The sequence below is a fragment of the Methanobrevibacter sp. V74 genome (genome assembly GCF_963082495.1).
GTDB lineage: Archaea > Methanobacteriota > Methanobacteria > Methanobacteriales > Methanobacteriaceae > Methanocatella.
This window is the reverse complement of sequence record NZ_CAUJAN010000001.1, coordinates 14,205-38,357: the sequence shown is the minus strand read 5'-3', so window position 1 is coordinate 38,357 and position 24,153 is coordinate 14,205. Positions and strand designations below refer to the sequence as shown.

The following is a 24,153-nucleotide window of genomic DNA, read 5'->3' as shown; positions in this document are numbered from 1 at the left end:
CGATTTATTAGCTTTAAGACAACTCTGAATAATAAGAAAAAGTTTTTAATGAAAAATTTGTTTAAATAAAATCATTTAAGTTTTTGAAATAGTCAAAAAAGATAAAAAAATAAAAAGTAGTTAATTAGAAAGAAATACTTGAGAAATAACCCTCAAGTGAATATGATTTTACATTCCAATTAGCCACATGACCTAACGAGTTTCTAGAACTTGTAGCATCAGCAACAGTCCAAGTATTACCTATTAATACTTGAGTCCAGACATGCCCATAAGTATTTCCACTTGAAAAAGTACATTTTCCATGACCATATCTAGCAGCTAAACCTGCATTTCTATACATAGCTACAAGTAAATGTGATAAGTCCACACAATTTCCAGATTTTGTTTTTAAAGTGCCGGCAGCACCGTATTTTGTATTATAATAGAAACTATATCCGATTGCATCTCTTACGTATTTAAAAATCGCATCTGCCTTTTCTTTATCAGTACCACAATTTTTAGTCAGCTTAGTAACTAACTTTTTGATTTTAGCATCGTTAACTTCACAGTTTTTAGAAGCTGCCAAGTACGCTGCCAAATTACCAATTGTATTTTTAGAGTTTAGATTACCTGTGACTTTGGTTTTTCCACCAGACAAAGATTTTACATATACATATTTAGGCATTTTACCATATTTATCATAAGAAACAAGAATACGTGAAAATGCACTAACTAAACCATCGTAACCAATAGTTCCAACTTGTGAACTTACAGAATTAGGCAATTTACCTTTGGATTCTGAAGTTTTAACAATTTTTTTTGCAACAGAAAGGTAATCAGATAAATGACCTAAATTATTTGCCCCTTTTGGATTTGTAGGATTATCAATATTTTCAAAAGTAATACTAGATTTACCACCTGTTTTTAGGTTAACAACAGCTTTGGAAGCCAAGTATAAATACACCGCAGTAGTAACTTTAATATCACCTATATTAACTGTTGAAGGCAACTTATTATATTTGGAAATATATTTTTTCACTGTTTTGGATGCAGTGACAATATCTTTAATAGTTACTTTATTAACAACAAATATTTTAGCTGAACCAGAAGCTGATTCATGATCAAATTTTATTTTATGTGTACCTTTGGATAAAACACCTAAATTAACTTGAGCAATACCTTTGGAATTGGTTTTACCAGAGATAATTTTACCCTCAAAAGTAAAATTAACAACTGCATTTTTAACTACTATATTTTTTTCAGTAACTAATTTTACTGAAAATATAGTATTGCCTCCCGGAGAAGAATATTTATTTTCTGCAACGAATTTATATCCTTTAACTGTAAGGTATTTATTGAGTGTAGTTGATTTATAACAAGAATCAGTCACTACAGTTTTAACCTTATAGTATCCAGCTCCATTAGTTATTTTTAATTTAGCAACACCACTAGAATCAGTTTTATAAAGATATGATTTACCATCAATTATTGATTTAACGTAAATATCTTTAAGAACTTTTCCAGATTTGTCTTTAACAACAACATTAAAAGTTGAACCGTCATTAGGTTCCATTTTTAAATTTTTAGCACTTATTACTGCATCTGCTCTTATGACAATTACTTTACTTGAACCGTGTGAATAACTATTAGAACCCTTTTTAGAGTGAGAATAGCTAACTTTATAAACACCAGGTTTTAAATCTTTAATTTTTAATTTAGCATTACCATATTTGTTAGTTTTACATATGGTAGATTTTCCATTAATTTTAATATTGACAGTTTTATTTGCTAAATTTTTACCCTTATCATTAGTTAATTTCACTTTAAATTTAGATCCGTCATTATATTTCATAACCAAATATGATGAGGACAGTTTTGTAGTTGGTTTAAAAATAACTAAACTTGCAGAATCTGATTTTGATTTGTAATTTTTGCTACCACCATACTTAAAAGTAATCTTATGAGTACCTTTAGAAAGAACAGGAATAGTTACAGTAGCTTTCCCATTCGCATTAGTCTTTGAGGTTACTTTTTTATTACCATAAGTAAAAGAAATTTTTTTATTCTTAAGCAATATATTATGAGCTGATTTCAAGGTAACAGTAAATGAACCTTTTTTATTAACACTAATATACTTTTTACTGTCAAAATCGAAATTAGTTTTTTCTTTTTTAACTACAATATTATGTGAAACCATTTCTTTTGAATATGGGTTAATTGCAGTAATGGTATATTTACCTACAGCTAAATTTATATTGAGTACGGCATTGCCATAATCATTAGTTGTTCTAGTATAAGTTTTGCCGTTAACTTTGAAAGTAACGTTAGTATTTGCCAATACCTCATTTGCTTTCCAAAATTTAACCTTATACTTAGATATATATCCATAAGTTTTTGTTAAATCGCTTCCAATTATAGATGATAATACTTTAACCTTTTTAGTAGTTGAATAATGGGAATAATCTGAATTTCCATTATAATTTAAGTTAATAGAATATGATCCAACTGCTAGAGAAGCAGTTTTTATAGTAGCTATACCTTTAGAGTTGGTATATGCAGAATAAGTTTTCTTATTCACAGTTAGGAAAACTTTTTGATTGGTTAAAGGATTGCCATCAGCATCGCTCAAAGTTAAAGTGAAGTATGTAGCTGATTTTTTGTAGTGAGTATCAGATACAGTTAACTTTGTAGATATTGGAGTACCATTTTTAATACCAGATTCACTTGAATTGCCAGCACTGACGAAATTATTACTTGAATCAGCAGCAATAACACTATCAGTACCTGAAATAGATGAATTCAAAGTATTTTCCCCGACTACTTCAATATCGGAAGTTGATTGATTATTCTCATAATATGAATAAGTATCATTTAGAACTTCGTCATCCGAATAATCTCTCAAATTATCATCATGAGAATTAATTATATTAGTTTCTGAGATAGAATCCTCGCTAGAAATTTCTAATTTGTTTGTAGATAATGAATCAACACTATCTTCTAAATTTGAATCTTCTGAATTTGAAACATTTGTTAAATCAACTGCACTAACAGCTCCTAAAACAAAGAACAACATTAACACAAAGGATAACAACAATGTTTTATTTTTTATCGAAATTTTTCCACCTCTTGGTTCTCATTACGAAAATTTTATAGTAAAATATGATTATACTAAAATATAGCATTCATAATGAGTGGATAAAGATTATATTTATTATCTTATATAAATGTTTTTAAAACCCCAATATTTAAAAAACCCATTTAAATTGCTCAAATCAGCCAAAAAAGATTATAAATGCATGAAATTTTTAAATAAAATAATAAATATAGTGAAATAATCTAAGATAAAACTAAATATCTTAAATTTAAAATAAAATTTTAACACTTCAATGAAAAAAGAAATTTGAAATTGATGATTTTTAATAATAAAAATTAAATAGTATTCATTAATTATATGAAAATTAAGGGAATTATTGTTTAAATTAAGAAAAATAAATTAATGCAAGTAAATTAATGACTAAAAAAAGCTTTAACTAAAAAAATAAAAGATATTGCATGAAGTTGATTTAATGTTATATGAGAAAAATGTATTCCAAAAAGACTACAAGAATGTAGATATAAGGTTCGGATTATGCTATCCAAATATTTATAAAACCGCCATGTCTTCTTTAGGTTATAATATCCTATATAATTTAATTAACGAACGTGAAAACACTTGGTGTGAGCGCATAATTTATCCAAACGTCAATTCAATTGAATCAAACACTTCAAGCAGATATTTTGATATAATAAGTTTTACACTTCAATTTGAGGAAGATTATTTTAATGTTTTAGAGATGCTGAAAGAAAGTAAAATTCCACTTAAACGAAAAGACCGGGATGGAAGTTATCCATTAATTATAGCTGGTGGACCTTGTGCCACTGCAAATCCAATGCCTTTAGCTGACTATATTGATTTGTTTATTATCGGAGAAGGGGAAAACACAATAAATGAATTTTTAGATGTTTATCAAAATTCGCAAAATAAAGATTTGAAAAAATATCTTGAACTCGATGGGATTTACATTCCGGAATTCGATAATAAAACAAAAATGACTATCATAGACAATATGAATGAAACATATCACATAACACAACCAATAATAAGCAGAAGTGATGATGAAAACTATCAGAGTATTTTTAATAATTCAATAATGCTAAATGTTTCAAGAGGCTGCACTCGAGGATGTAGGTTTTGTATGGCGGGGTATCTTTATCGACCTATCCGACAAACAAACTGGAAAAAGTTAATTGATATAGCAATTGAAAATAGAAAAAATACCGGTTTAAATAAAATTACATTAATTGGTGCTGCAGTTTCAGATTACAGTGATTTAGATAAATTGATTAATGGTCTTGAACATGAGGGCTTTCAAATTTCAACACCTTCTCTGAGAATTGAATCCATTACAAAAGAAACTTTAGAAACTTTAAAAAACAGCGGACTTAAAACTATTACTTTAGCACCTGAATCAATTAATCACCTTAGAAAAGTGATTAATAAATACATACTGGAAGATAAAATTTTTAAGGTAATAAAAAATGCTGTTGAATTGGATTTTAATATAAAATTATACTTTTTAATAGGAATACCAAGTGAAAATATGGAGGATATTCATGAACTTTGTGAATATATGAAAAAAATAGCTCATATGCATAAAAATCCTAAAAGAGTGAAATTTAGTGTGAATCCGATAATTCCAAAACCCCATACTCCACTTCAATGGGAAGGTTATGATTTCAAAGACATTAAAAAGAAAACAAGATATATAAAAAAGGAAATGAAAAATTATAATATTAAATGTGAAAGTCCTAAAAAAGGACTTATCCAGTATATATTATCTTGTGGAAATAGTGACATTGGTGAGGTTATTGAAAAATCTCTAACAAAACAAATTACACTTAAAGACTGGAGGGAAAGGACTCCAAAATATGATATTGATGACATATTACCTTGGAGCAATATTGACATAGGTGTAAATGAAAGATTTTTAAAAATAGAACATAAACGATTGAGAAATTTAAAACAAACACATTGGTGTGAAACAAATCCATGCTACAATTGTGGAGTATGTGAAAAATAATTACTGGAAAAAAATAAATTTACTATAATAATATATAATATAATTATTAGTGAGGCAAAATATGATTAATCCTGCAAGTAGAACAAAATCAATTGAATTATCATTAATTAGAAAAATGTTTGAAGTGACAAATCCTAATGCTATAAACTTAGGAATTGGGGAACCTGATTTTAATGTTCCCAAAAACATTAAAGATGCAATGAAAAAATCAATCGACAACAATGATACCCATTATACTCCAAATAAAGGATATATTGAATTAAGAGAAGAAATCGTTAAAAAATTCAAAAGAGATAATGGGATTAATACTGATCCTGAAAATGTAATTGTTACTGTTGGAGCTAGTGAAGCATTGAATATCTGTACACAAGCATTTATTGAATCCGGTAATGAAGTAATACTGCCCAATCCTAGTTTTTTATCATATGAAGCATGTATTAACCTCTCTGGTGGATCAATCGTGCCAGTAGATTGTAAAATGGAAAATGAATTTAAATTAAAAGCTGATGAGGTATTAGAAAAAATAACTCCAAAAACAAAAGCAATAATACTGAATTCACCATCAAACCCTACTGGAGCAGTTATGGAAAAAGAGGACATTAAAGCAATAGCTGACTTATCAATGGATCATGACTTTTTAATAATATCTGATGAAATTTATGAAAAAATAATTTATGATAAGAAACATTACTCTCCGGGAAAATATAGCGACAATGTTATAACATTAAATGGATTTTCAAAAACTTATGCAATGACCGGCCTTAGAATAGGCTATTTAACTGCAAATGAAACTTATAGTGAAGAATTACTAAAAATCCACCAATACAATATTGCATGTGCTAGTACCACTTCTCAAAGAGGAGCATACGAAGCATTAACCGGACCACAAGATGAAGTAAATGAAATGGTTAAAGAATTCAAAAAAAGAAGAGATTTAATTGTTAGTCGTTTAAATGAAATGGGATATAAAACTGTAAATGCAGAAGGTGCATTTTATGTATTTCCAAAAATTGAAGACAAAGATTTTGTCATGAAAGCAGCAAAAGCAGGAGTAATCACTGTGCCTGGAGTAGCATTTGGTTCAAATGGGAAAAATCATGTAAGAATGTCTTATGCTAACTCTTATGAAAATATTGAAAAAGCTATGAATATATTAGAAGAACGTGTGGTTAATGGATGAATTTAGAGGCAAAGCAGGTAAAAAAGCAGCAACTGTAGCAATTACTTCAAACTGTATTTTAACTGTTTTAAACATATTTGTTGGATTGATGTCTGGAAGTTATGCATTAGTATCTGAAGGAGCACATACTCTTTCAGATGTTGCAACATCTGTTATAGCATATATAGGATTTAGAATTGGTCAAAGACCTGCAGATAAAGAACACCCAATCGGACATGGTCGTGCAGAAGCAATCAGCGGATTGATAATTGTTTTATTCTTAGGAATGGTTGCTTATGAAATTATAACTGGAGCTTTTGATAAATTAATACATCCCGAATTAGTTACAATCCCCGATACATTTGCAGCATTAATGGCCGTCTTTGGAATATTTGTAAACTATTCAATAAGTGAATACATCATTGGAATAGGAAAAGAAATAAAAAGTCCGGCAATTGTTGCTGATGGAAAACATCAAAAAACAGACATATTTTCTTCATTAGCAATATTAATTGGAGTAATCATATCCAATATAGGTTATCCCATTTTAGATCCAATTATTGGATTAATTATTGGGATTTTAATCTTAAAAACTGCTTATGAAATTGGAAAAGAAAATATTGATAATATTATGGGAAAAGTACCTTCACAAGATTTAGAAAATAGAGTAAGAAGAATAGCCAATAAAACTCCAAAAGCTCAAGGAGCCCATAATATTAAAGTAGATTACTTAGGTTCTTATGCAACAGTTTATTTACATATTAAACTTGATGGAAACATGACTTTAAATGAATCTCATGAAATTGTTCACAATGTTGAAAATAATATTCTAAAAAAAATTCCCGAAGTAAAATACGTAATGGTGCATGCATGTCCATCTGGAATAGATTACGACCATGACCAAAAAATAGATAAATAAAAACGCCGGGACCGGGATTTGAACCCGGGTGGTCATATGACCATCGGATTAGCAGTCCGACGCCGTACCAGGCTGGGCCATCCCGACATGATAAAAAACAGTATAATACATTATATGTAAAAACTTATTTATAAACTTAATTATTTTTATTAATGGCGTGTTCAAAAGTGGACTAATCTCAAAAATATAAGTGATCTAAAAAATCCAACTCCACCCCGGGATTCTGCAAGCATTGAATGTTAACAGTAGAGCTGCTCCCTTCCGGGCCTGACCCATTCCCATATTAGAGATGACTAATTTTTACCCTCCAGTGAAAACTTCATCACCACCAATCCTGCAGGACGAGGTTTCTATGTCGTTTTTTCTAGGCTCATATTCTCTTAAAAAGCCGCCTTTTGAACTTCAACTGCACCAAAGGGGGTGTGTGCTTACAGAGGACCCCTAACCCTCCAGTCTAGCCAACATTATATTTGGTCTTAATATTATATAAATGTTAGTAAAATTCATTAAATAAATATTAAAATAAAATTAAAAAACTATTCTAGAAAAAATAATAAATTCCAGTAACTAATTAAAAAAGAGTTAAATTAAAAAATAAAGAAAAAATAATAGAATTATTAGAATATTTCTTGAAGTATATCTCCATCAGAAATAATTCCAATTAATTTATCTCCATCAACTACAGGAAGCTGATTTAAAATTCCGGAAGATGGAGCACCATCTTTCATGACTTTAATTGCCATTTCAAGAGTATCTTCTGGAGAAATTGTAACTACAGAAGTAATCATTATTTCGCCAACATTAGTACCTAATTCATATTTATCAAGAATTAAATTATGACCAACATCAGTTGCAGTTATAATTCCAATCAATTTATCATCTTCAACAACCGGAAGAGAACTAATTTTATATTCCATTAATTTTTCAAATGCATTTACAACATCAACATCTGAAGTAGTTGTTACTAAATCAGTTGTCATGATGTCTTTAACTTTCTTGTTCAACATGTTATTCACCACCATATTTTTCAAGGATATCAGCAACCATAATTTCAATTGTCTCATTTATTTCAACATTATCAATTACGCGTATATCATAACTTTTTGCTTGTTCAACCAAAAAATCTTGAGTTTTCCTTATTATTCCAAAATTATCCATATATCTCTCAAGAGACCTTCTTACCCAAGGTTGTCTACATCTTGAATAGAATCTTTGTTTATGAGATTCTTCATCCCCAACGATTAAAGTAAACATTATAATATTATTCTCTTCAATTAATTTAGGATTAATAAACCCTGGAACTAAATGAACCCCTTCTATGATAGTGCTAATTCCTTCTTTAATAGATCTTTCAATAATTGCTTCAATACCTACATTTACAACATCCACATGATTAATGAAACCTTCAATAATAGGATCTACTCTAATAGACGGTATTCGTATACTTTCATAAGCATCGAAACTGGATTTATGAATTACAGGACTTAAATCTTTAGAAATAATTTTACGCATTACTTCCCGAATCATATCTGTACTTATAAGATTTTTTAATCTTAATCTATTTGCAAGCTCAAATGCCATCGAGGAAGTGCCTACACCTGATGCCCCTCCAATTAAAATAATTAAAGGTTCTTCAGAATTTCTCAAAGACCTCCAATTTTTATATTTAACAGCGATATTATGATCAATGGATTCTAAATGATATAAAACAACCTCTGCTAAATCCTTACTGGAAATTTCTGCAATATTGTTCACAATCAAATAAACTTCAATATCACTAGCAATGTCATGCGCTTTTTCAACACCAATATCGGCTACATTAAGAGAACGAGATAAAATTCCTTTAGAAAAAGGTTCTTTATATTTTTTACCATCAACCTCTGCAGTAATCCAAATCATGACAATCACACTTAAATATATAAATAAATATCTAAGAATTATATTAAATATAATTTGTTATTTGATTTGAAAATTCACAGAAAAAGAAAAAAAAATAAGTGATTATTCGTCTAATGAAATAATACTTATGTCATAATTTGAGCCATCTTTAACGTCAATCAGAACAGCTCCATTATCTTTTAACATACCTGGATTTGCTACATCAGTAGTTTTTCCGATTTTACTGAGGGATTTTGCTTCATGAATATGTCCGCATAAATTAATTTGAGGTTCAAATTCATGAATAGATTTTAAAATACCCTGACTACCTACATGCTCACCGTTTTCAACTCTATCTGCTTCAGTGTTGAAAGGAGGTGCATGAGTAACTAATATTTTTACTTTAGGAATCTCTGAATTGTAAACATAATCATAATTAGCTAATAAGTCATAAACACTCCTATAGATTTTGTCATCATCCATTTCTCCAGGAGTATCAAATGGAGTTGGATTAGATCCGCCAAAACCAAATAATACAGCATCACCATATGCAATAATATTATTATGAAGACAGAATGAAACATCATTAATAGCATTACAAATTCCATTAGGATCACAATTGCCTGGAATTGCTATAACATCTACATCATAATCATATATTTTATTAATAAAAGTTTCTACAAATTCAAGTGGTCCAAAATCAGTGATGTCTCCTAAAATTAAAACTAAATCAATATCATTATTAGTTAAATAAGTATATAAATTTTCATTTTCTTCACCATGAACATCACTAATCGCTAAAATTTTAACCATATTACCACCCCATTATTGCTCTAAAAAGAAACCACCCATTTCTTTTAGACCCATTTTGAGATCTTCATTATCTCCATGTAATTCAACAGTCACATCATCATCAAATTCGATGATAAGTCCATTCCACTCTGCAATTTCCTGAACTCTTTCTTCAGCCAAAGGAACTCTTAAATTAATCCTACCAGTTGTTAAACCTGGAGGAGTATTTACTAAGAATTTGGATCTTGAATCTGCAAATTCAAATACTTCTTTTCCTTGCATGGCTTGTTTAAATAAATCAATCCAACGATCGACATAATCCTCTCCTTCTTCTTCTGCAATTGTTAAAAGAGTTCCTTGAATATTATTTAAAGACATTTCAGCATTTGCCAAACCATTGATTAATTCAGGATGTGATGGATCTCTTTTATATGAACTAATAGATGATCGAATAATCCCCATTTCCGGACTTATTCCATTAGGGATTGAGTATCCTTTTTTTATTAAATCCTGTAAAAGATTATTAAGAATTAACCAATTTTGTTCTGAAGGCAAACTCATAAATGTCCACCTATGATTTTTAAAGTAGTATGATTAATTTTAGCATCAGCGTCTTTTAATTCATTTTCAATTTCCTGAGTATTTTTATAGGAATCTAAGAATAATACATGATGAGTAGAAGTCCCGGCAATGTTTAAAATTGCTAATTCATCACTTGGTTTAAGTTCTCTTTTGTCAATAGTTGCTTTAAATTGAACATAAGGTTCATATTCTTCTGGAAGGTCAGAATATTTAAATATACCATCTAATGTTGCTACAAACATAATTACACCTCAATTAATTATTATCTTATTTTATTTAATTACTAATATATAAACATGATTGCGAATTATTCGTATTGGAACAAACAAAAAAATTAATTATAAAAAAAATAGTTATCCAAAAAGATAACTAATCCGAAATGTGTTTTCAGTGCCTCAAAAATAAAAAAGGTAAGGATAAAAATCCTTAAACTTATTTAGCATTTCCTCCTAAAGCTTTTTGAACAGCAGGAGTTGCATCAATTTTTTGAGCATCAAAAGTTAATTCATCAACAGGCAATCCCATAGCTAATCCGAATAATTGAGCTAAATGGAATACAGGGATTGAAAAGTTAGTTCCATATCTTTCGTTTACTTCAACTTGACCTTGATCAAATTGCATGTGACAGAAAGGACATACGTTAACAATTGCATCTACACCTGCTTCAGTCATGTATTCGAGTTTTTCTTTAGTGAAACTAGTAGTAACATCTAAATCTCTTGCTCTTAAACCTCCACCTGCACCACAACACATCATTTTGTCTTTGTAGTCTACAGATTTAGCACCGGTAATTTCTACAAGATCATCTAAAATAGATGGATTTTCAGCTTGATCTTCGATACCGATAGTTTGGGTAGGTTTTAAGAAGTGGCAACCATAGTGTACAGCAACATTTAAATCTAATGGTTTTTCGATTAAAGATGCTAATTTTTCAAATCCAACATCATCCCTTAAGATTTGAGCAATATGTTTAACTTCAATAGTACCTTTGTATTCTCTACCAATTTCAGCCAAGTTAGCATTAATTTCAGCTTTTTTCTCTTCATCTTCTTTTAAGATATGATTACATTCAAATAATGAACCGAAACATCCATTACATTCAGTCATAATGTCAGCACCCATATCTTCAGCAAGAGTTAAGTTACGAGCTGCGATAGTAGCCCAAGTTTCTTCATCAAAAGAACCGAATACACCAGGAGCAGGACAACAAGAAGCTCCTTCCATATCCTTTAATTTAATATCTAATGCTTCGAATAATTTTCTGGTAGCTTTTTCAACACCAGGATAACGGTTGTTCATGATACAACCTAAGAAATATGCAATTTCCATTTTATAACTCTCCTCAATTCATTTATTCTCTTAATCCACCGGTTGCTTCGTCGTAACCGATTAATTCATCAAATTCAGTGATTTTACATAATGTTTTTATTTCAGCTAATGCCTCTGGATAAAAATGAGTTGTAGGTGGCACTTCAGGAAGACCAATTTTAACTCTTAAAGCTTTAATTTTATCATTAATAGGTACAGCGTGACCTGTGTTGAGTACATATACTCCAGTCATTTTGTGAGCTTTTGCCATGTAACCCGCATGTGCTGCAATATTACGTGCTTTTTTGATAATATCCACAATTTTAACACTTCTAAGACATCTTTCTTGGCAAGTATAACAAGTAGTACACATCCATAATGCGTCATCAGCAATAACTTCTTCTTTTAATCCTAGTAAACATTTTCTGACAATCTGTCTTACTTTGTATGGGGTTCTTCTTCCAGAAGGACAACTTCCACTACAAGTACCACATTGGAAACAGTGTTTTACAGTTTCAATTCCAGCGTCGATAAATGCTGCAGTGAAATCTGGATCACGATTACTATCATTTAATAATTCTTTATCAGTCAATAAAGTCATTTTATCTCTCTCTGTATCATTATTTTTTGAATCTGTTTCAACTTCTTCAACATCTTCTTCAGTTTCAATTTCAGCAGGAGTTTCGGCTTCAGCAAGAGTTTCTTCCTCAACGGTTTCAACTTCTTTCACAATTTCTTCAGAAGAATCCTCAATAATTTCTTCTTCAGTTTCGATGTTTTCGGAAGTTAAATCTTCAGTGCTGTCTTCTAATTCCTCAATAGTTGTCTCCTCAGCTTCAACAACAGTTTCGGTTTCAAGATCGACAGGTTCATTTTCTTTTATTGAAGATGTGACTTGAACATCATCAGATGTGCTTGAAACATCAGTATTGATGTCAGTTTCATCTTTATCCTCTTTTAATAAGGATTTTAGACGATTTAGTATAGACATTGAAAACACACCTCGGATTATCATCGGAAAATCTCCTCAAATCCATAATTATAATCTTTAAAAAACAATATATAAAGCTTACTAAAAATTTAGCTGGTGTAATCAAAAAGGTTACATGAAATAAAAAATTTTTATATGCCCAAAAATCCAATATTAAACTAATAAGAAAAAAGGGAGAAATAAATGATAAAAAAATTTGAAATAAAATCACATGATGGACCTGGAAGAATCTGCAAAATTGATGGTGAACTAACTCCAAAGTTATTTTTTAAAGATGACTTAAAAATTGCACCAACTCAAGGTTCTGCACATAATGTTGACCGTGAAATTGTTGAATTTAATGTTAAAGAAACATTAAAGCTAGCTAAAGAAAACACAAACAAATGTGACTTAGCAGTTATTCAAGGTTCAAAATATATTGATTTAAGAGTTGAATGCTTAAAGCAACTTGAAAATATTGGATATAATGGATTTATAATAGCCAATGGAGACGCATTACTAACTAATCCCAAAGAATTAGTTGAATTAATCGTTATTCTTAAAAAAGAAGCTAAAAAAAGTAGTTATTTTATTTTTCCATTTGCTGAACTATCATTCATGCCAATATTGACATATATGGGGATTGATGGATTTTTAGCAGATGCTGCAAATTATTATAGTCATTTAAATGTCTTACAAACTCCAACAAAAGCATATGACTTAAATACTTATCCCATTTATGATGAGATTTCACAAAAAGATTTGGAAAATAAAAATATTGAAAATATGGAATTTGTTATAAAAGAAATTCATGCCCATATGAAAAATAAATCATTGAGAAATCTTGTAGAAGAGAGATCTGGAACAACTCCTCAAAATATCTCAACTTTAAAAATACTTGATAGAAATTATATAGATTACCTATTAGAATACACACAACTATTTTAAAATCTCAAATGATGAAATCATATTTATGAATTCAGATTCCGCCTCTCCTGAAATGTCTAATGTCCTTAATTCAAAAATATATATTATTTTATTTTCAATAAATACATATGTATGCATATCAAAGTTAATATCTGGAGTATCCATATTTGCATGAAGTTTTATAGCATCCAGACCTGCAATTTGTATAAAATCTGATGCTAAAATTACTCCACCATCATCTGAAATTGCATCCTCCATAAATATTTTATAATCATCAAGGGTAGTGGCAGTTGGAAACATGACCGCATTAATTAAATTATTCTGGCCTTTAGATAAAGTAGCTATACAATCCGGATTTGAAAGTATGTCTGCTTTTTCAACTTCCCAAGTATCAGGATATTCGAAAGTGATTTTGCCTGTGTTAAATATCCTCATAAATCATCCTCTTTTTTAGGTGAAACGTCAATTGTTTCCGGATAGTCATCAATAGTGTCGATATATTTAGAAAATGGTTCTGGAAGTTTTGGCATTACTTCTTTTAGGATTTCTGCTGCATCAAGTTCTAATGCCTGACCTGAAAGTAATTGTTCAACATCAAAGTCAAAGTCAAATGGTTTAAGTAAATCATCGGTAGATACTCTCAAATTAATTTTATTCTTATTGAGTATCATTTTTATAGTGCTAGTATTTCTTATTTGCTCATTCATGTCTTCAACTGTGCTTTTTATATCATATGCTATAGCTTTATTCTTCTCATTTACATCATGTTTTGATTTTTCAATGGATTTTTCTAAATCTTTAACTAAAAGAGCATTTCTTCTGTTAATATTGTCCCTTGCTTCATCAATAACGACATTAATAGCATTTAAAATAGATTTGTTTAATTCAACATTATAAGCAAGAATCATTTTATTTTTATAATCAAGTTCTTTAAAAATAGCAACACGTTCATCATTAATAGCTTTAATTTCCTTATTCAATTCATGAATTTCATCTTTAGCTTTAACAAGTTCCTCTTTATCTGTTAATTGATCTTTTAGAGAATTCACATCATTGAAAAATGATCCTTTAAGAGTTTGAAGCTGTTCCTGCAAATGCCCAATTTCAGCATCTTTTGCTTCAATAATATGATGAAATTCATCAAGTTTTTCATCGGAAAATTGATTATCTATTAATTTTTGATAATCATTTTGAGATAAAACTTTTACCAAATCATCGTCTTCAAATGGATCTTCTTTTTTAAGACTAACTTGTTTTTGTTGAGACTCTTTTTCAACAGAATTGCCATCTTTGTCCTTACTGGTATATTTTTTAGTATACACCCTAACAGTTCTAAATTCATCACTTTCCATATGGACACCACTTTATATTAATAAGTTGATTCGTTTAATTTAAATACTTAATGGGTGTCCGCCAAAACTAATTTTTTTTATTTTGAATTTTTTATAACTGCGTTATAATTTTCTTGTTTTGTTAATTTTTTTCATTAAATTAATTAGAATTTAATTTTAATTATTTATTATTAATAATTTTTAATATGGATTATAATGATTTATTTATATATTTGATTTTAGTCATTTTTAGAATAGTAATATTTATATACTATGATGTACATATTTTATATTAGATATGAGTTATTATGTGTTGGTTATTTATGGTTAGTAAGAAAGTTATTAAGAATCAGGCTGAATTAGGCATTAGGACTTATGATTTTAATGTTCCAGAGAATCATATTTCTCGTTTTGTGGTTGATTTTATTGAAGAATTTTATCCGATTTTGGGAATTAAAGAGAATAAGAAAAAAGGCGGTAGGCCTTCATATCCTCCATGTTCCATGTTAAAATTACTTGTTTATGCAAAAATAGACCATATTGAAAGTGCTAGAGTCATTGCAGAAATGACAAAGTACCATGACATATATAAATTCGTTTGTGATAGAATTAAACCCTCTGAACGTTCAATTCAAAGGTATCGTGATGAATTTGGACGTTATTATGAAGTATTGCTTCAAATGACATTAAAAATGGCCGTAAAAAAAGGATTCACTGAATTTAATCATGTTGTTGTAGTCGATGGGACCATCAAAAAAGCATTCAATTCTAACCAAAATATGATCAGCAAAAAAGAAACCAATTTGCTGGTCCAGTTCTACAAAGGACTGGAAGTTGACCTTAAAAAGCTTGAAAAACTCAATAAACCAGCTCAAAAAATACTAAATGACAAGGAAATGTCCAATGATGAAAAATTAGAAATATTATATGACATCAGAACTCAATTCAAATTCACAGGACAGGATAAAATACCAATGAATGATATTGAAGCACGCATGATGAAAGGAAAAAAGGAAACTTCCTGGTTGCTTATAATATCCAATCTGCAGTCGATTACGACACCAAACTAATCTGCGCATTAAACGTCACACAAAACCCTACAGACCATTACCAACTACCAGAAGTAGCTGACAAAGCAATAAACAACATAGGAAAAGTACCAAAACACATGAGTGCAGATACAATATATTTAAATCAAATAAGCCTATCATACTTTGTAAACAAAGGAATAGATGATGGATTAATACCAACAAGAAAACAATCCAAAGAAAAAATAGGCAAATTAAATCCAAACCAATTCCATAAAGACCACTTTTACTACATATCCGACCTAGACTTATTTATGTGCCCATCAGGACAACCAATGTACTTCTACAAAGAATACACACAACCAAACGAAGAACCAGACAAACCCGACAAAATAAAAAGACTCTACAACAATTATACTGCATGTAAATACTGCATTCACAGAAAATCCTGCTTAACAGACAAACAAACACATAAAACCATCACAGAAAACGGTGGCAGATTAGAAAGAGCAATGTTCTTCAAAATGGAAAAAGAAGAATATAAAGAAGAATTCAAAAAAAAACCAAGTGTAGAAGGACCATTCGGAATATTCAAAGAACAATACCATGTAGAACAAGAAATAGTAATCGGAATGGTAAAAACCGGAGAAAGACTCAACCTAGATGCACTAGCATACAATATAAAAAGATTATATAATCTTATTCAAGGAAGAACAAAATAATAAAGAAGATATTGTTGATTTTTGTGAAAGTATATCCACTACACACCAATTAAAGCTTGATGTGACCATTTACTAGAATCCACACTCAAAAATCATTTTTGGCGGACACTCTAATGTAAAAAAAATAAAAAAAAGAAAAAATTTTACTTATCTTCTTTTTCCATCCATAATAACATTGCTTCTTCAATTGCCTTTGAATACCATCCAGTTTTAAATAACATTTTATTAGAGGCTAATCTGCGAAAATCCAAATCAATGTCATTATTGATGCTGATTGTAACACGTCTGTTTCGAGTCATAGAATTAAATTGTACACACTAGTTAATAAATGTTTTAGTGCATTTACGAACAATTTTGCATTCGATTTTGAATACTGGAATTAACTAAATTAATCTAAAAAACACCACCACCAATCTATGACAAATTCAGAAAAACCGGAAAAAAATATAGATATTGATTTTGTCTAAAATACTTTAAAACATTAAAAACCAAATATTATTTGGATAATATCCCAAATTATAGAAATTGAACCCATATTTGAATACTTAAAGAGTAATAATTAGCTTATTTGATGATTCTATAAAAATCAAATGAAAACATTTAAATAATATTAAAACATAACTAACAAACGATATGAAGTAAAATTTATATCTATGGTGAACGTCAAACATTTTATAATCTCCAAAATGTTTAGAATATATTTCATTATAGGAAGTATAAACACTACTACTTCCCACTCCCCATTCTACTCTTAAAAACTGAATTAAAACCATACCCAGTTGAAAAATCCTACAAAATATTTTATGAAAAACTCATTTTTAAATAACAAATTGAGTTCTGATTTCCAAAAAATATTATTTTTGAAAAGTATGCCTAAACAAAGTAATAACAATTTAAAATGAATATTGGAAAATCAAATAAAAACATTTATATATTATCAAAATATAACTAATAAACGATATGAATAAAAATTCATATCTATGATGAACGTCAGTCAAATATTTTATAATCTCCAAAATGACTAAATGAATCGAGGAAGTAGAAAATGACATCTACTTCCACTCCCCCTTTATTTTTAAAAATTAAACATCATCAAGTATTTTTGGGTCAGCACCAGCAATTTCTACCATATATTCAGCTTCAACAATATGAAGCTTTGAAGGAATTACAATGCAATGTAGCGGACCTCCAAAATCAAAATCCCTCAGTTCCTTAATTTTACCTGCACGAACAACAACGTCCCGAGAGCCTACACGAGCAATACCCATAGCTAAAGTATCTTCAGTAATTAAACCTTCTCTTTCTAAATCATCATGAATGCTCATCAAATACTCTAAACCTTCATTGACTGTCATGTACCTGTCGTTATGAGCTTGAATATCAAGTAAAACTAAAGTGTGTAAATCCATTTTAAGATTTTCCTCAATAGCTTCATAAGGAGATTTTGGATAGAAATTATAGTCTGGAAAGGGAATTGTAGTGACTTTACCGAATTTATATCCTTGAAGACCTGAAATAGCTGGTGCAGATGATAAAATTGATGATCCATGAATTACTTCAAAATCAATTCCTTTTTTTGAGCATTGCACTAAAAAATCACTATGAGTTGTTGCAATTAGGGGATCTCCTCCTGTAATTAAAGCAACATCAGATGTTTTAGCCTCATCCATAAATTTATGTTCTTCTTCAACTTCTCCCCTAACTAAAATTTCAATTTTTTGACCTATTAGCTCTTCAATAGCTTCAAAACTTGAGCCGAATAATCGTGATGTGAAAAATTCGGCATATATTTTATCAACATTCCTCAAACATTCTAATCCTTTAAGAGATATATCCTTCTCATCAAATAATCCCAAACCCACTAAATAAAACATATACATTATATATGTACAAAAATATATAAAACTTTACAATCACTCATTCCAATACTTACAATTCTTTCATTAATATAATTATTATCACAACCCTCAATAGCATCTGACACAATTCATCAGTTGATAATCGATGCTAATATGTCATTTTCAATTATTGTCTGAAACCGCATATGCACAGTTTAAAAAAACAAAAAAGATTAAAATACATAATTTATTAAAATTCTTTAAGGAAACATCCCCATTTTTATTTGAATTAAAATTTAATTCATTTATTCCATTATACATATATAATAATTTAAACATAATAACTCTTATGAAATGTGTAAAAGTTCCATTAAGACAATTAAATGACACCCGTATAAAACTAATGGAAAAAGGTCTAATGAGCATGGAGTATAGAATAAAATCACAGGATGACTTTGGATATATTCCAATAACTGAAGACATTAGCAATTATGAAATTGTTGATATGGATTTAGAGCCAATACAAAAAGTTCCACACAATTTTTCCCAATTGCTTGAAGGAGAGCTATCACATGAAGAAATTGAGAATTTGAGAACCTCATTTGATACGATTGGAGATATTGTTATTTTAGAAATTCCTGATGAATTAGCAGATAGAAAACAGCTCATTGGAGATGCGGCTTTAAAATTTACAAAAAGAAAAACAGTCTATATGAAAAAAAGCGCAATTAAAGGAACCACAAGAGTACGGGATTTGGAATTTTTATCTGGAAATGATGATTCAATAACAATTCATAAAGAGCATGGCGCTAGGCTAAAATTAGATGTTCGTGAAGTTTATTTCTCACCTAGGCTTGCAACTGAAAGAAAACGAGTGATGGAAAATGTTGAAAATGGTGAAAAGATATTAGATATGTTTTGCGGGATTGGGCCTTTTCCTATTGTTATTGCAAAAAACAAAAATGTTAATATAACTGCAGTAGATATCAATAAAGATGCCATTTATTATCTGGATGAAAATATCAAGTTAAATAAATTAAAAGGCAGCATAACTACTTACTGCGGAGATATAAGGGAAGTTAGCAAAAATTTAAAAACACCATTTGATAGAATTATTATGAACTTGCCCGGCCTTGCCTATACTTTCCTTGATGTTAGTGTCAATTTAATTAAAGACGGAGGAATAATTAATTATTATGAATTTTCTGATTCATATGAACAGGGAATAAAACGTCTGGAAAATGCTTGCTGTGAAGTTGGAAAAGAAGTTGAAATAGTCAATACCCGTAAAGTCAAATCAACAAGCCCCGGTGAGTGGCATATAGCTATTGATGGAAAAATAACTTCAAAAAAATTAAAGAAGAAAGAAATAAAAGTTTCTTAAACTAGAATTGGATTCTGTTACTCGTCCACTCATCATCATCATTGAATGCACTGAATTTCTTTTCGTCTTCAAGATACTGTTCTATATCCCTATATAATTTAACTCTGAAAATATCCGGATAAGCTATATATAACATGTCCCCATTTTCTGAAGTTTCCTTTACATAAGTTTCTTCGAATTCGACAATTGACTCGTCTTCTTTATTAAAATGATGAACCTCGTTAGCGCATAATATTTTGAAATGCACAAAATCATCTTTCAATAACTCAGTTACCAAATCCTTAATTAAAGGAGGATACACCTTCCCTTTTCCACGTTTAATCTCCATATTATCCCTCACAGATCATTTAACAAGTCATAATTTCTAAATATTATTACAAAACGTAACTTTTAATCAAATATTTGATTTTATTAATAGAGATTAATCAAATGTTATATAAATATTTAAATTTTATTGTTTAAATAGTTATGAACGTTAGCTAAAATTAATTTTAGTATTATTATTTTTCAGTCTTTAGGCTTTGAAAGAATATTGCATATTTTTTATTTAAATTTCAGCTATAAAGTGATTAATAAAACGAAAAAAAAATTATTGTCTAAATTGGATTGATAATTCCTTTTTCGGTAATGATGCCTGTGATTAATTCTTTTGGAGTTATATCAAATGCAGGATTAATTACTTCAGTATTTTCAGGACAAATTCTTGCTCCACCATAATATCTAACTTCATCTCCATCTCTTTCTTCGATGACAGTATCATAAATTGAAATTTCATTATCAAATGTAGAATATGGAGCCGCCACATAAAACGGAATGTCATGATGTTTTGCAGCTAATGCAACCATAAACGAACCCACTTTATTTACAACACCGCCGCGAGCAATCCTATCAGCGCCGATGACAACTTTATCAATTTTTCCCTGTGACATCAGATATCCTGAAGCTACATCCGGAATTAATTTTACAGGAATATTTTCTTGCTGCATTTCCCAAACACTAAGGCTTGCACCTTGACCACGTGGACGAGTTTCATCACAAATTACATTAATATTTTTTCCAGCATCATTTGCCGCTCTAAATACTCCTAAAGCAGTTCCATAATCAACGCATGCTAAAGCTCCTGCATTACAATGAGTTAAAATAGTATCTCCATCATTAATAATTTCAGCACCAAATTTGCCAATGGCTCTGTTTGTGATCATATCCTCCTCATACATTTTTAATGCTTCAGACAGCACATCTTTACTGTGCAATACCCTATCAACTGCCCAAAATAAATTAACCGCCGTTGGTCTTGCGGATTTAATCTCATCAGCTGCTTTATCTAGATCAACGCCATGAATATCTGCAAGTGCCATTCCAAAAGCAGCGGCCACCCCAATTGCAGGAGCGCCACGTACAATCATATTTTTAATTGCCACAATAACATCCTGATAATTATCACAATACATGTGAGTTAACTCATCTGGAAGTTTTCTTTGATCAATAAGTTTTAATTTATTGCCTTCCCATTCAAGTGTTTTCATTTTAACAACCTATTTTAAAAAAAGTATAAATACGAAAAGCATAATTAAGTGTTAGTTTCTAATTTGTTATGCAAATGCATAGATTGTTTATAATTATGCTTCCCATTTAATATCCAAAATGGATTGAATAGAGAGGTATATTAAATACACCTAATTAATAATTTTCATATTCTCATTTATAAATTTTTACAAACAACCATTGAAAAAGCCTTTAATTTAGGAGTTCCTAAATAATTAAGCGCTTTCAGTCATGATAGGTACTACTTGTTTTTTACGTGAAACAACACCTTCCAACAATACGGTATTATTGTCAAGTTTCACATTATACGCTTTTTCAACTAACTCTGCATTTTTACCTAATGCTATAACTTGAGAATTGCTATTTACAATATCAGTAATCAAAAGCATGAATAAATCAAGATTTTCCTTATCTATTACCTTATTAATGCCTTCTTCCAAATCATCCTTCATCGCCATTACATCATTAATATCTGCAGTATTAACTTGATTTACAATTGATTTGACATCTTTAAAATCAATTTGTTTTGCATCTAGAGCTAAAATTTCATCAATTGTGAAGCTACTCAAATCAGTGCCTGCTTTAAGCATTTCTAAACCATACTCTTCAGCATCGACTTCAGCAATTTTAGCAAGTTTTTCAACAGCAATTTTATCATCTTCAGTAGTTGTTGGAGATTTTAGAAGTAAAGTGTCTGAAATAATAGCAGACAACATTAAGGTAGCTATTTCTTTTGAGATTTCAACTTCATTTTCCCCATATAATTTAAATAAAATAGTTTCAGTACAACCTACAGGTTCAAATCTTAAGAACAATGGATATGAAGTAGCTAATGCTAATTTATGATGATCAACAACTTTTAAGATATTTGCATTTTCTAAATTATCAACTGATTCCGCTGGAGAGTTATGGTCAACCAATATGACATTTGCCCCATCTACAACATCGTCTAAAAGTTCAGGTGCATCAATATCTAAAAAATTTAAGATAAATTCCGTTTCCTTATTAATATTTCCTAATCTATACGCTTTAGCGTCAGTATTACCTAATTCATTTTCTAAGTTAGCCATAACAATACTTGATGTTATGGAATCACTATCCGGACTTTTATGTCCAAAAACGTAAGTTTTAACCATCTTATTACTACTCCTCTAATTCAATAATATTAACTTTAATATTACTTATTAATTTTTCTTCTTTATCAATATTTAATATTGCTACAGAAGCTTTGGAGTCAATAGGTTTATTTAAACTTCCAGGATTAACTAAACACATATTATTAGTAAATTTAAAATGTGGTTTGTGGGTGTGACCGGTAATTACAATGTCCGCCCCTTGTGATTTGCCAAATTCATATAATTTCTCATAATTATCTGAAAGGTCCATACCATGATTTAAAGCTATTTTAAAATTATTCACGATTATAATTTCAGTCAAATTTAAATCAAGACTATCTGCATTACCTTTAACCGCAATAACTGGAGCGATTGTACTCAATTCATTCAGTACTTTTTGTTGAGTTACATCTCCTGCATGGAGGATTAAATCTACACCTTTAAAATGTTTACTTACATTTTCAAGAATTTCAATATTCTCTTCACCAACATGGGTATCTGAAACAATTCCGATTTTAGTCATATATTAAACTCCTTTTAAAATAATTTTTAATATTTAATATTATGTAAATAATACATTAAAAATATTTAGGTAAATCTAAAAAAAATAAATAAAAAAAGCATTTAGTAATGACTTTGGGGAGTCATTCCTAAATGGCGGTCTTCACTTTTCTTACCAGGAATTCCATAAGCATCCGCCCTACATTGAGTGCATGCTCTAAACACTGGTATAATTTCTTCAACTTCTTCTCTGACTTTTTCCATCATAGAACAGTCTGGACGTTGATAATGTTTCATTTTACCTAATGGGATCAACGGTAAAACATTCATTAAAGCAGCACCACGTTTTTTAACTTCTTTAGCTATTTCAACAATATGTTCGTCGTTTAATCCCGGGATTAAAACAGAATTGACTTTAACAACCATTCCATTAGCCGCTGCTTTTTCAACACCATCCAATTGATTTTTGATTAAAATTTTAACGGCATCATATCCTTTGTAAACTTTTCCTTCATATTTAATGAATGAATAAATATCTACAGCAATATCTGGATTAATTGCATTAATAGTAACAGTGACAGAATTAACTCCAATTTCTGCAAGTTTATCTGCATATTTTGGAAGCAATAATCCATTTGTACTCATACATTTAATTAAATCTGGTTGTTCTGCTGCCAATTTTTCAAAAAACTCAAATGTTTCCTCATTAGCCAGTGAATCTCCAGGTCCAGCAACACCTACAACTGAAATTGGACCATCTGCAGTTACATCATTAATATGAGTTATCGCATCATCAGGCTTCATTATACAACTAGCTACACCAGGCCTATCTTCCTCATTATTAATATCTCTCGTACAGAAGTTGCAAAAGATATTGCACTTTGGTGCAACTGGTACATGTGCTCTTCCGACTTTATCATGCATTTTTTCATTAAAGCATGGATGTGCTTTTGTTATATGTGCAAATCTTGAACCATTGTGTTCATTCATATACTACTCCTCCTTAAACATAACTTCTGTTAATTTGTATTGATACGAACAAATATATAAATCTT

24 protein-coding genes, 1 tRNA gene and 1 other RNA gene are annotated in these 24,153 nt (G+C 29.7%); 7 read left to right on the top strand and 19 right to left on the bottom strand.

Going from position 1 to position 24,153, the window contains the following annotated elements:
* Positions 1-124: 124 nt before the first annotated feature.
* Positions 125-3,052: an Ig-like domain repeat protein gene (locus Q9969_RS00225; RefSeq protein ID WP_305553216.1), complete on the bottom strand. Its 2,928-nt coding sequence runs from the start codon at positions 3,050-3,052 to the stop codon at positions 125-127.
* Between the two features lie 493 nt (positions 3,053-3,545).
* Between Q9969_RS00225 and Q9969_RS00220 the strand changes: the two genes are divergently transcribed.
* From Q9969_RS00220 to Q9969_RS00210, 3 genes are all read left to right on the top strand, one after another.
* Positions 3,546-5,099, top strand: coding sequence for a radical SAM protein (locus Q9969_RS00220; RefSeq protein WP_305513593.1), 1,554 nt, complete (start codon positions 3,546-3,548; stop codon positions 5,097-5,099).
* 61 nt (positions 5,100-5,160) lie between these two features.
* The gene (locus Q9969_RS00215) at positions 5,161-6,279 is read left to right on the top strand and encodes a pyridoxal phosphate-dependent aminotransferase (RefSeq protein WP_305553213.1); all 1,119 of its coding nucleotides are present in this window, start codon (positions 5,161-5,163) and stop codon (positions 6,277-6,279) included.
* The gene (locus Q9969_RS00210) at positions 6,272-7,177 is read left to right on the top strand and encodes a cation diffusion facilitator family transporter (protein WP_305553210.1); all 906 of its coding nucleotides are present in this window, start codon (positions 6,272-6,274) and stop codon (positions 7,175-7,177) included. Before Q9969_RS00215 ends, Q9969_RS00210 begins: the two co-directional genes overlap by 8 nt.
* 3 nt (positions 7,178-7,180) lie before the next feature.
* Here the strand turns inward: Q9969_RS00210 and Q9969_RS00205 are convergent.
* The 9 genes from Q9969_RS00205 to hdrC form a co-directional block, all read right to left on the bottom strand.
* A tRNA-Ser gene (locus Q9969_RS00205) sits at positions 7,181-7,264 on the bottom strand.
* Between the two features lie 62 nt (positions 7,265-7,326).
* Positions 7,327-7,642: signal recognition particle sRNA (ffs, locus tag Q9969_RS00200), an RNA gene on the bottom strand.
* Between the two features lie 152 nt (positions 7,643-7,794).
* The gene (locus Q9969_RS00195; protein ID WP_305553207.1) at positions 7,795-8,184 is read right to left on the bottom strand and encodes a CBS domain-containing protein; all 390 of its coding nucleotides are present in this window, start codon (positions 8,182-8,184) and stop codon (positions 7,795-7,797) included.
* Between the two features lies 1 nt (position 8,185).
* Complete coding sequence (locus tag Q9969_RS00190) at positions 8,186-9,076, bottom strand: 2-phosphoglycerate kinase (RefSeq protein ID WP_305553204.1); 891 nt, start codon at positions 9,074-9,076, stop codon at positions 8,186-8,188.
* A 102-nt stretch (positions 9,077-9,178) separates the two neighbouring features.
* Positions 9,179-9,868, bottom strand: a complete 690-nt coding sequence (locus Q9969_RS00185; RefSeq protein ID WP_305513585.1) for a metallophosphoesterase — start codon at positions 9,866-9,868, stop codon at positions 9,179-9,181.
* Between the two features lie 12 nt (positions 9,869-9,880).
* Positions 9,881-10,408 (bottom strand): DUF2096 domain-containing protein, encoded by a 528-nt coding sequence (locus tag Q9969_RS00180; RefSeq protein WP_305513583.1) that lies wholly within the window; start codon positions 10,406-10,408, stop codon positions 9,881-9,883.
* Positions 10,405-10,671, bottom strand: coding sequence for a DUF749 domain-containing protein (locus tag Q9969_RS00175; protein WP_305513581.1), 267 nt, complete (start codon positions 10,669-10,671; stop codon positions 10,405-10,407). The genes Q9969_RS00180 and Q9969_RS00175 overlap by 4 nt, the downstream gene beginning before the upstream one ends.
* A gap of 190 nt (positions 10,672-10,861) precedes the next feature.
* Entirely contained in the window at positions 10,862-11,758 is an 897-nt protein-coding gene (hdrB, locus tag Q9969_RS00170) for a CoB--CoM heterodisulfide reductase subunit B (protein WP_305513579.1), read from the bottom strand.
* A gap of 22 nt (positions 11,759-11,780) precedes the next feature.
* Positions 11,781-12,728 (bottom strand): CoB--CoM heterodisulfide reductase subunit C, encoded by a 948-nt coding sequence (gene hdrC / locus Q9969_RS00165; protein ID WP_305553201.1) that lies wholly within the window; start codon positions 12,726-12,728, stop codon positions 11,781-11,783.
* A gap of 183 nt (positions 12,729-12,911) precedes the next feature.
* Between hdrC and Q9969_RS00160 the strand changes: the two genes are divergently transcribed.
* A complete protein-coding gene (locus tag Q9969_RS00160) occupies positions 12,912-13,655 on the top strand; it encodes an archaeosine tRNA-ribosyltransferase (protein ID WP_305513575.1) in 744 nt (247 codons plus the stop codon).
* Here the strand turns inward: Q9969_RS00160 and Q9969_RS00155 are convergent.
* Together Q9969_RS00155 and Q9969_RS00150 are read right to left on the bottom strand one after the other, a co-directional pair.
* Positions 13,647-14,069, bottom strand: coding sequence for a hypothetical protein (locus Q9969_RS00155; protein WP_305553198.1), 423 nt, complete (start codon positions 14,067-14,069; stop codon positions 13,647-13,649). The two genes, Q9969_RS00160 and Q9969_RS00155, sit on opposite strands and share 9 nt — an antisense overlap.
* Entirely contained in the window at positions 14,066-14,986 is a 921-nt protein-coding gene (locus Q9969_RS00150) for a hypothetical protein (protein ID WP_305513571.1), read from the bottom strand. Before Q9969_RS00150 ends, Q9969_RS00155 begins: the two co-directional genes overlap by 4 nt.
* 302 nt (positions 14,987-15,288) lie before the next feature.
* Between Q9969_RS00150 and Q9969_RS00145 the strand changes: the two genes are divergently transcribed.
* Both Q9969_RS00145 and Q9969_RS00140 read left to right on the top strand, forming a co-directional pair.
* Positions 15,289-16,035 (top strand): transposase, encoded by a 747-nt coding sequence (locus tag Q9969_RS00145; protein ID WP_305553195.1) that lies wholly within the window; start codon positions 15,289-15,291, stop codon positions 16,033-16,035.
* Between the two features lie 98 nt (positions 16,036-16,133).
* Positions 16,134-16,715, top strand: a complete 582-nt coding sequence (locus tag Q9969_RS00140) for a transposase (RefSeq protein ID WP_305553192.1) — start codon at positions 16,134-16,136, stop codon at positions 16,713-16,715.
* 143 nt (positions 16,716-16,858) lie between these two features.
* Here the strand turns inward: Q9969_RS00140 and Q9969_RS00135 are convergent, their stop codons facing one another.
* Both Q9969_RS00135 and dph5 read right to left on the bottom strand, forming a co-directional pair.
* Positions 16,859-17,014 (bottom strand): hypothetical protein, encoded by a 156-nt coding sequence (locus Q9969_RS00135; protein WP_305513570.1) that lies wholly within the window; start codon positions 17,012-17,014, stop codon positions 16,859-16,861.
* A 783-nt stretch (positions 17,015-17,797) separates the two neighbouring features.
* Positions 17,798-18,589 carry a diphthine synthase gene (dph5, locus tag Q9969_RS00130; RefSeq protein ID WP_305513568.1) on the bottom strand — a complete coding sequence of 264 codons (792 nt, stop codon included), beginning with the start codon at positions 18,587-18,589 and terminating at the stop codon, positions 17,798-17,800.
* A gap of 313 nt (positions 18,590-18,902) precedes the next feature.
* On the opposite strand from dph5, the gene Q9969_RS00125 reads away from it, so the two are divergent.
* Complete coding sequence (locus Q9969_RS00125; protein WP_305553189.1) at positions 18,903-19,937, top strand: class I SAM-dependent methyltransferase family protein; 1,035 nt, start codon at positions 18,903-18,905, stop codon at positions 19,935-19,937.
* Position 19,938: 1 nt separating this feature from the next.
* On the opposite strand, the gene Q9969_RS00120 is transcribed toward Q9969_RS00125, so the two are convergent.
* The 5 genes from Q9969_RS00120 to Q9969_RS00100 form a co-directional block, all read right to left on the bottom strand.
* The gene (locus Q9969_RS00120; protein ID WP_305553186.1) at positions 19,939-20,265 is read right to left on the bottom strand and encodes a hypothetical protein; all 327 of its coding nucleotides are present in this window, start codon (positions 20,263-20,265) and stop codon (positions 19,939-19,941) included.
* A 268-nt stretch (positions 20,266-20,533) separates the two neighbouring features.
* Positions 20,534-21,463: an S-methyl-5-thioribose-1-phosphate isomerase gene (gene mtnA / locus Q9969_RS00115; protein ID WP_305553183.1), complete on the bottom strand. Its 930-nt coding sequence runs from the start codon at positions 21,461-21,463 to the stop codon at positions 20,534-20,536.
* 234 nt (positions 21,464-21,697) lie between these two features.
* Positions 21,698-22,618: a manganese-dependent inorganic pyrophosphatase gene (locus Q9969_RS00110; RefSeq protein ID WP_305553180.1), complete on the bottom strand. Its 921-nt coding sequence runs from the start codon at positions 22,616-22,618 to the stop codon at positions 21,698-21,700.
* Positions 22,619-22,625: 7 nt separating this feature from the next.
* Positions 22,626-23,120, bottom strand: coding sequence for a metallophosphoesterase (locus tag Q9969_RS00105; RefSeq protein ID WP_305513560.1), 495 nt, complete (start codon positions 23,118-23,120; stop codon positions 22,626-22,628).
* A 101-nt stretch (positions 23,121-23,221) separates the two neighbouring features.
* Positions 23,222-24,088 (bottom strand): radical SAM protein, encoded by an 867-nt coding sequence (locus tag Q9969_RS00100; protein WP_305553177.1) that lies wholly within the window; start codon positions 24,086-24,088, stop codon positions 23,222-23,224.
* Between the last annotated feature and the right edge of the window lie 65 nt (positions 24,089-24,153).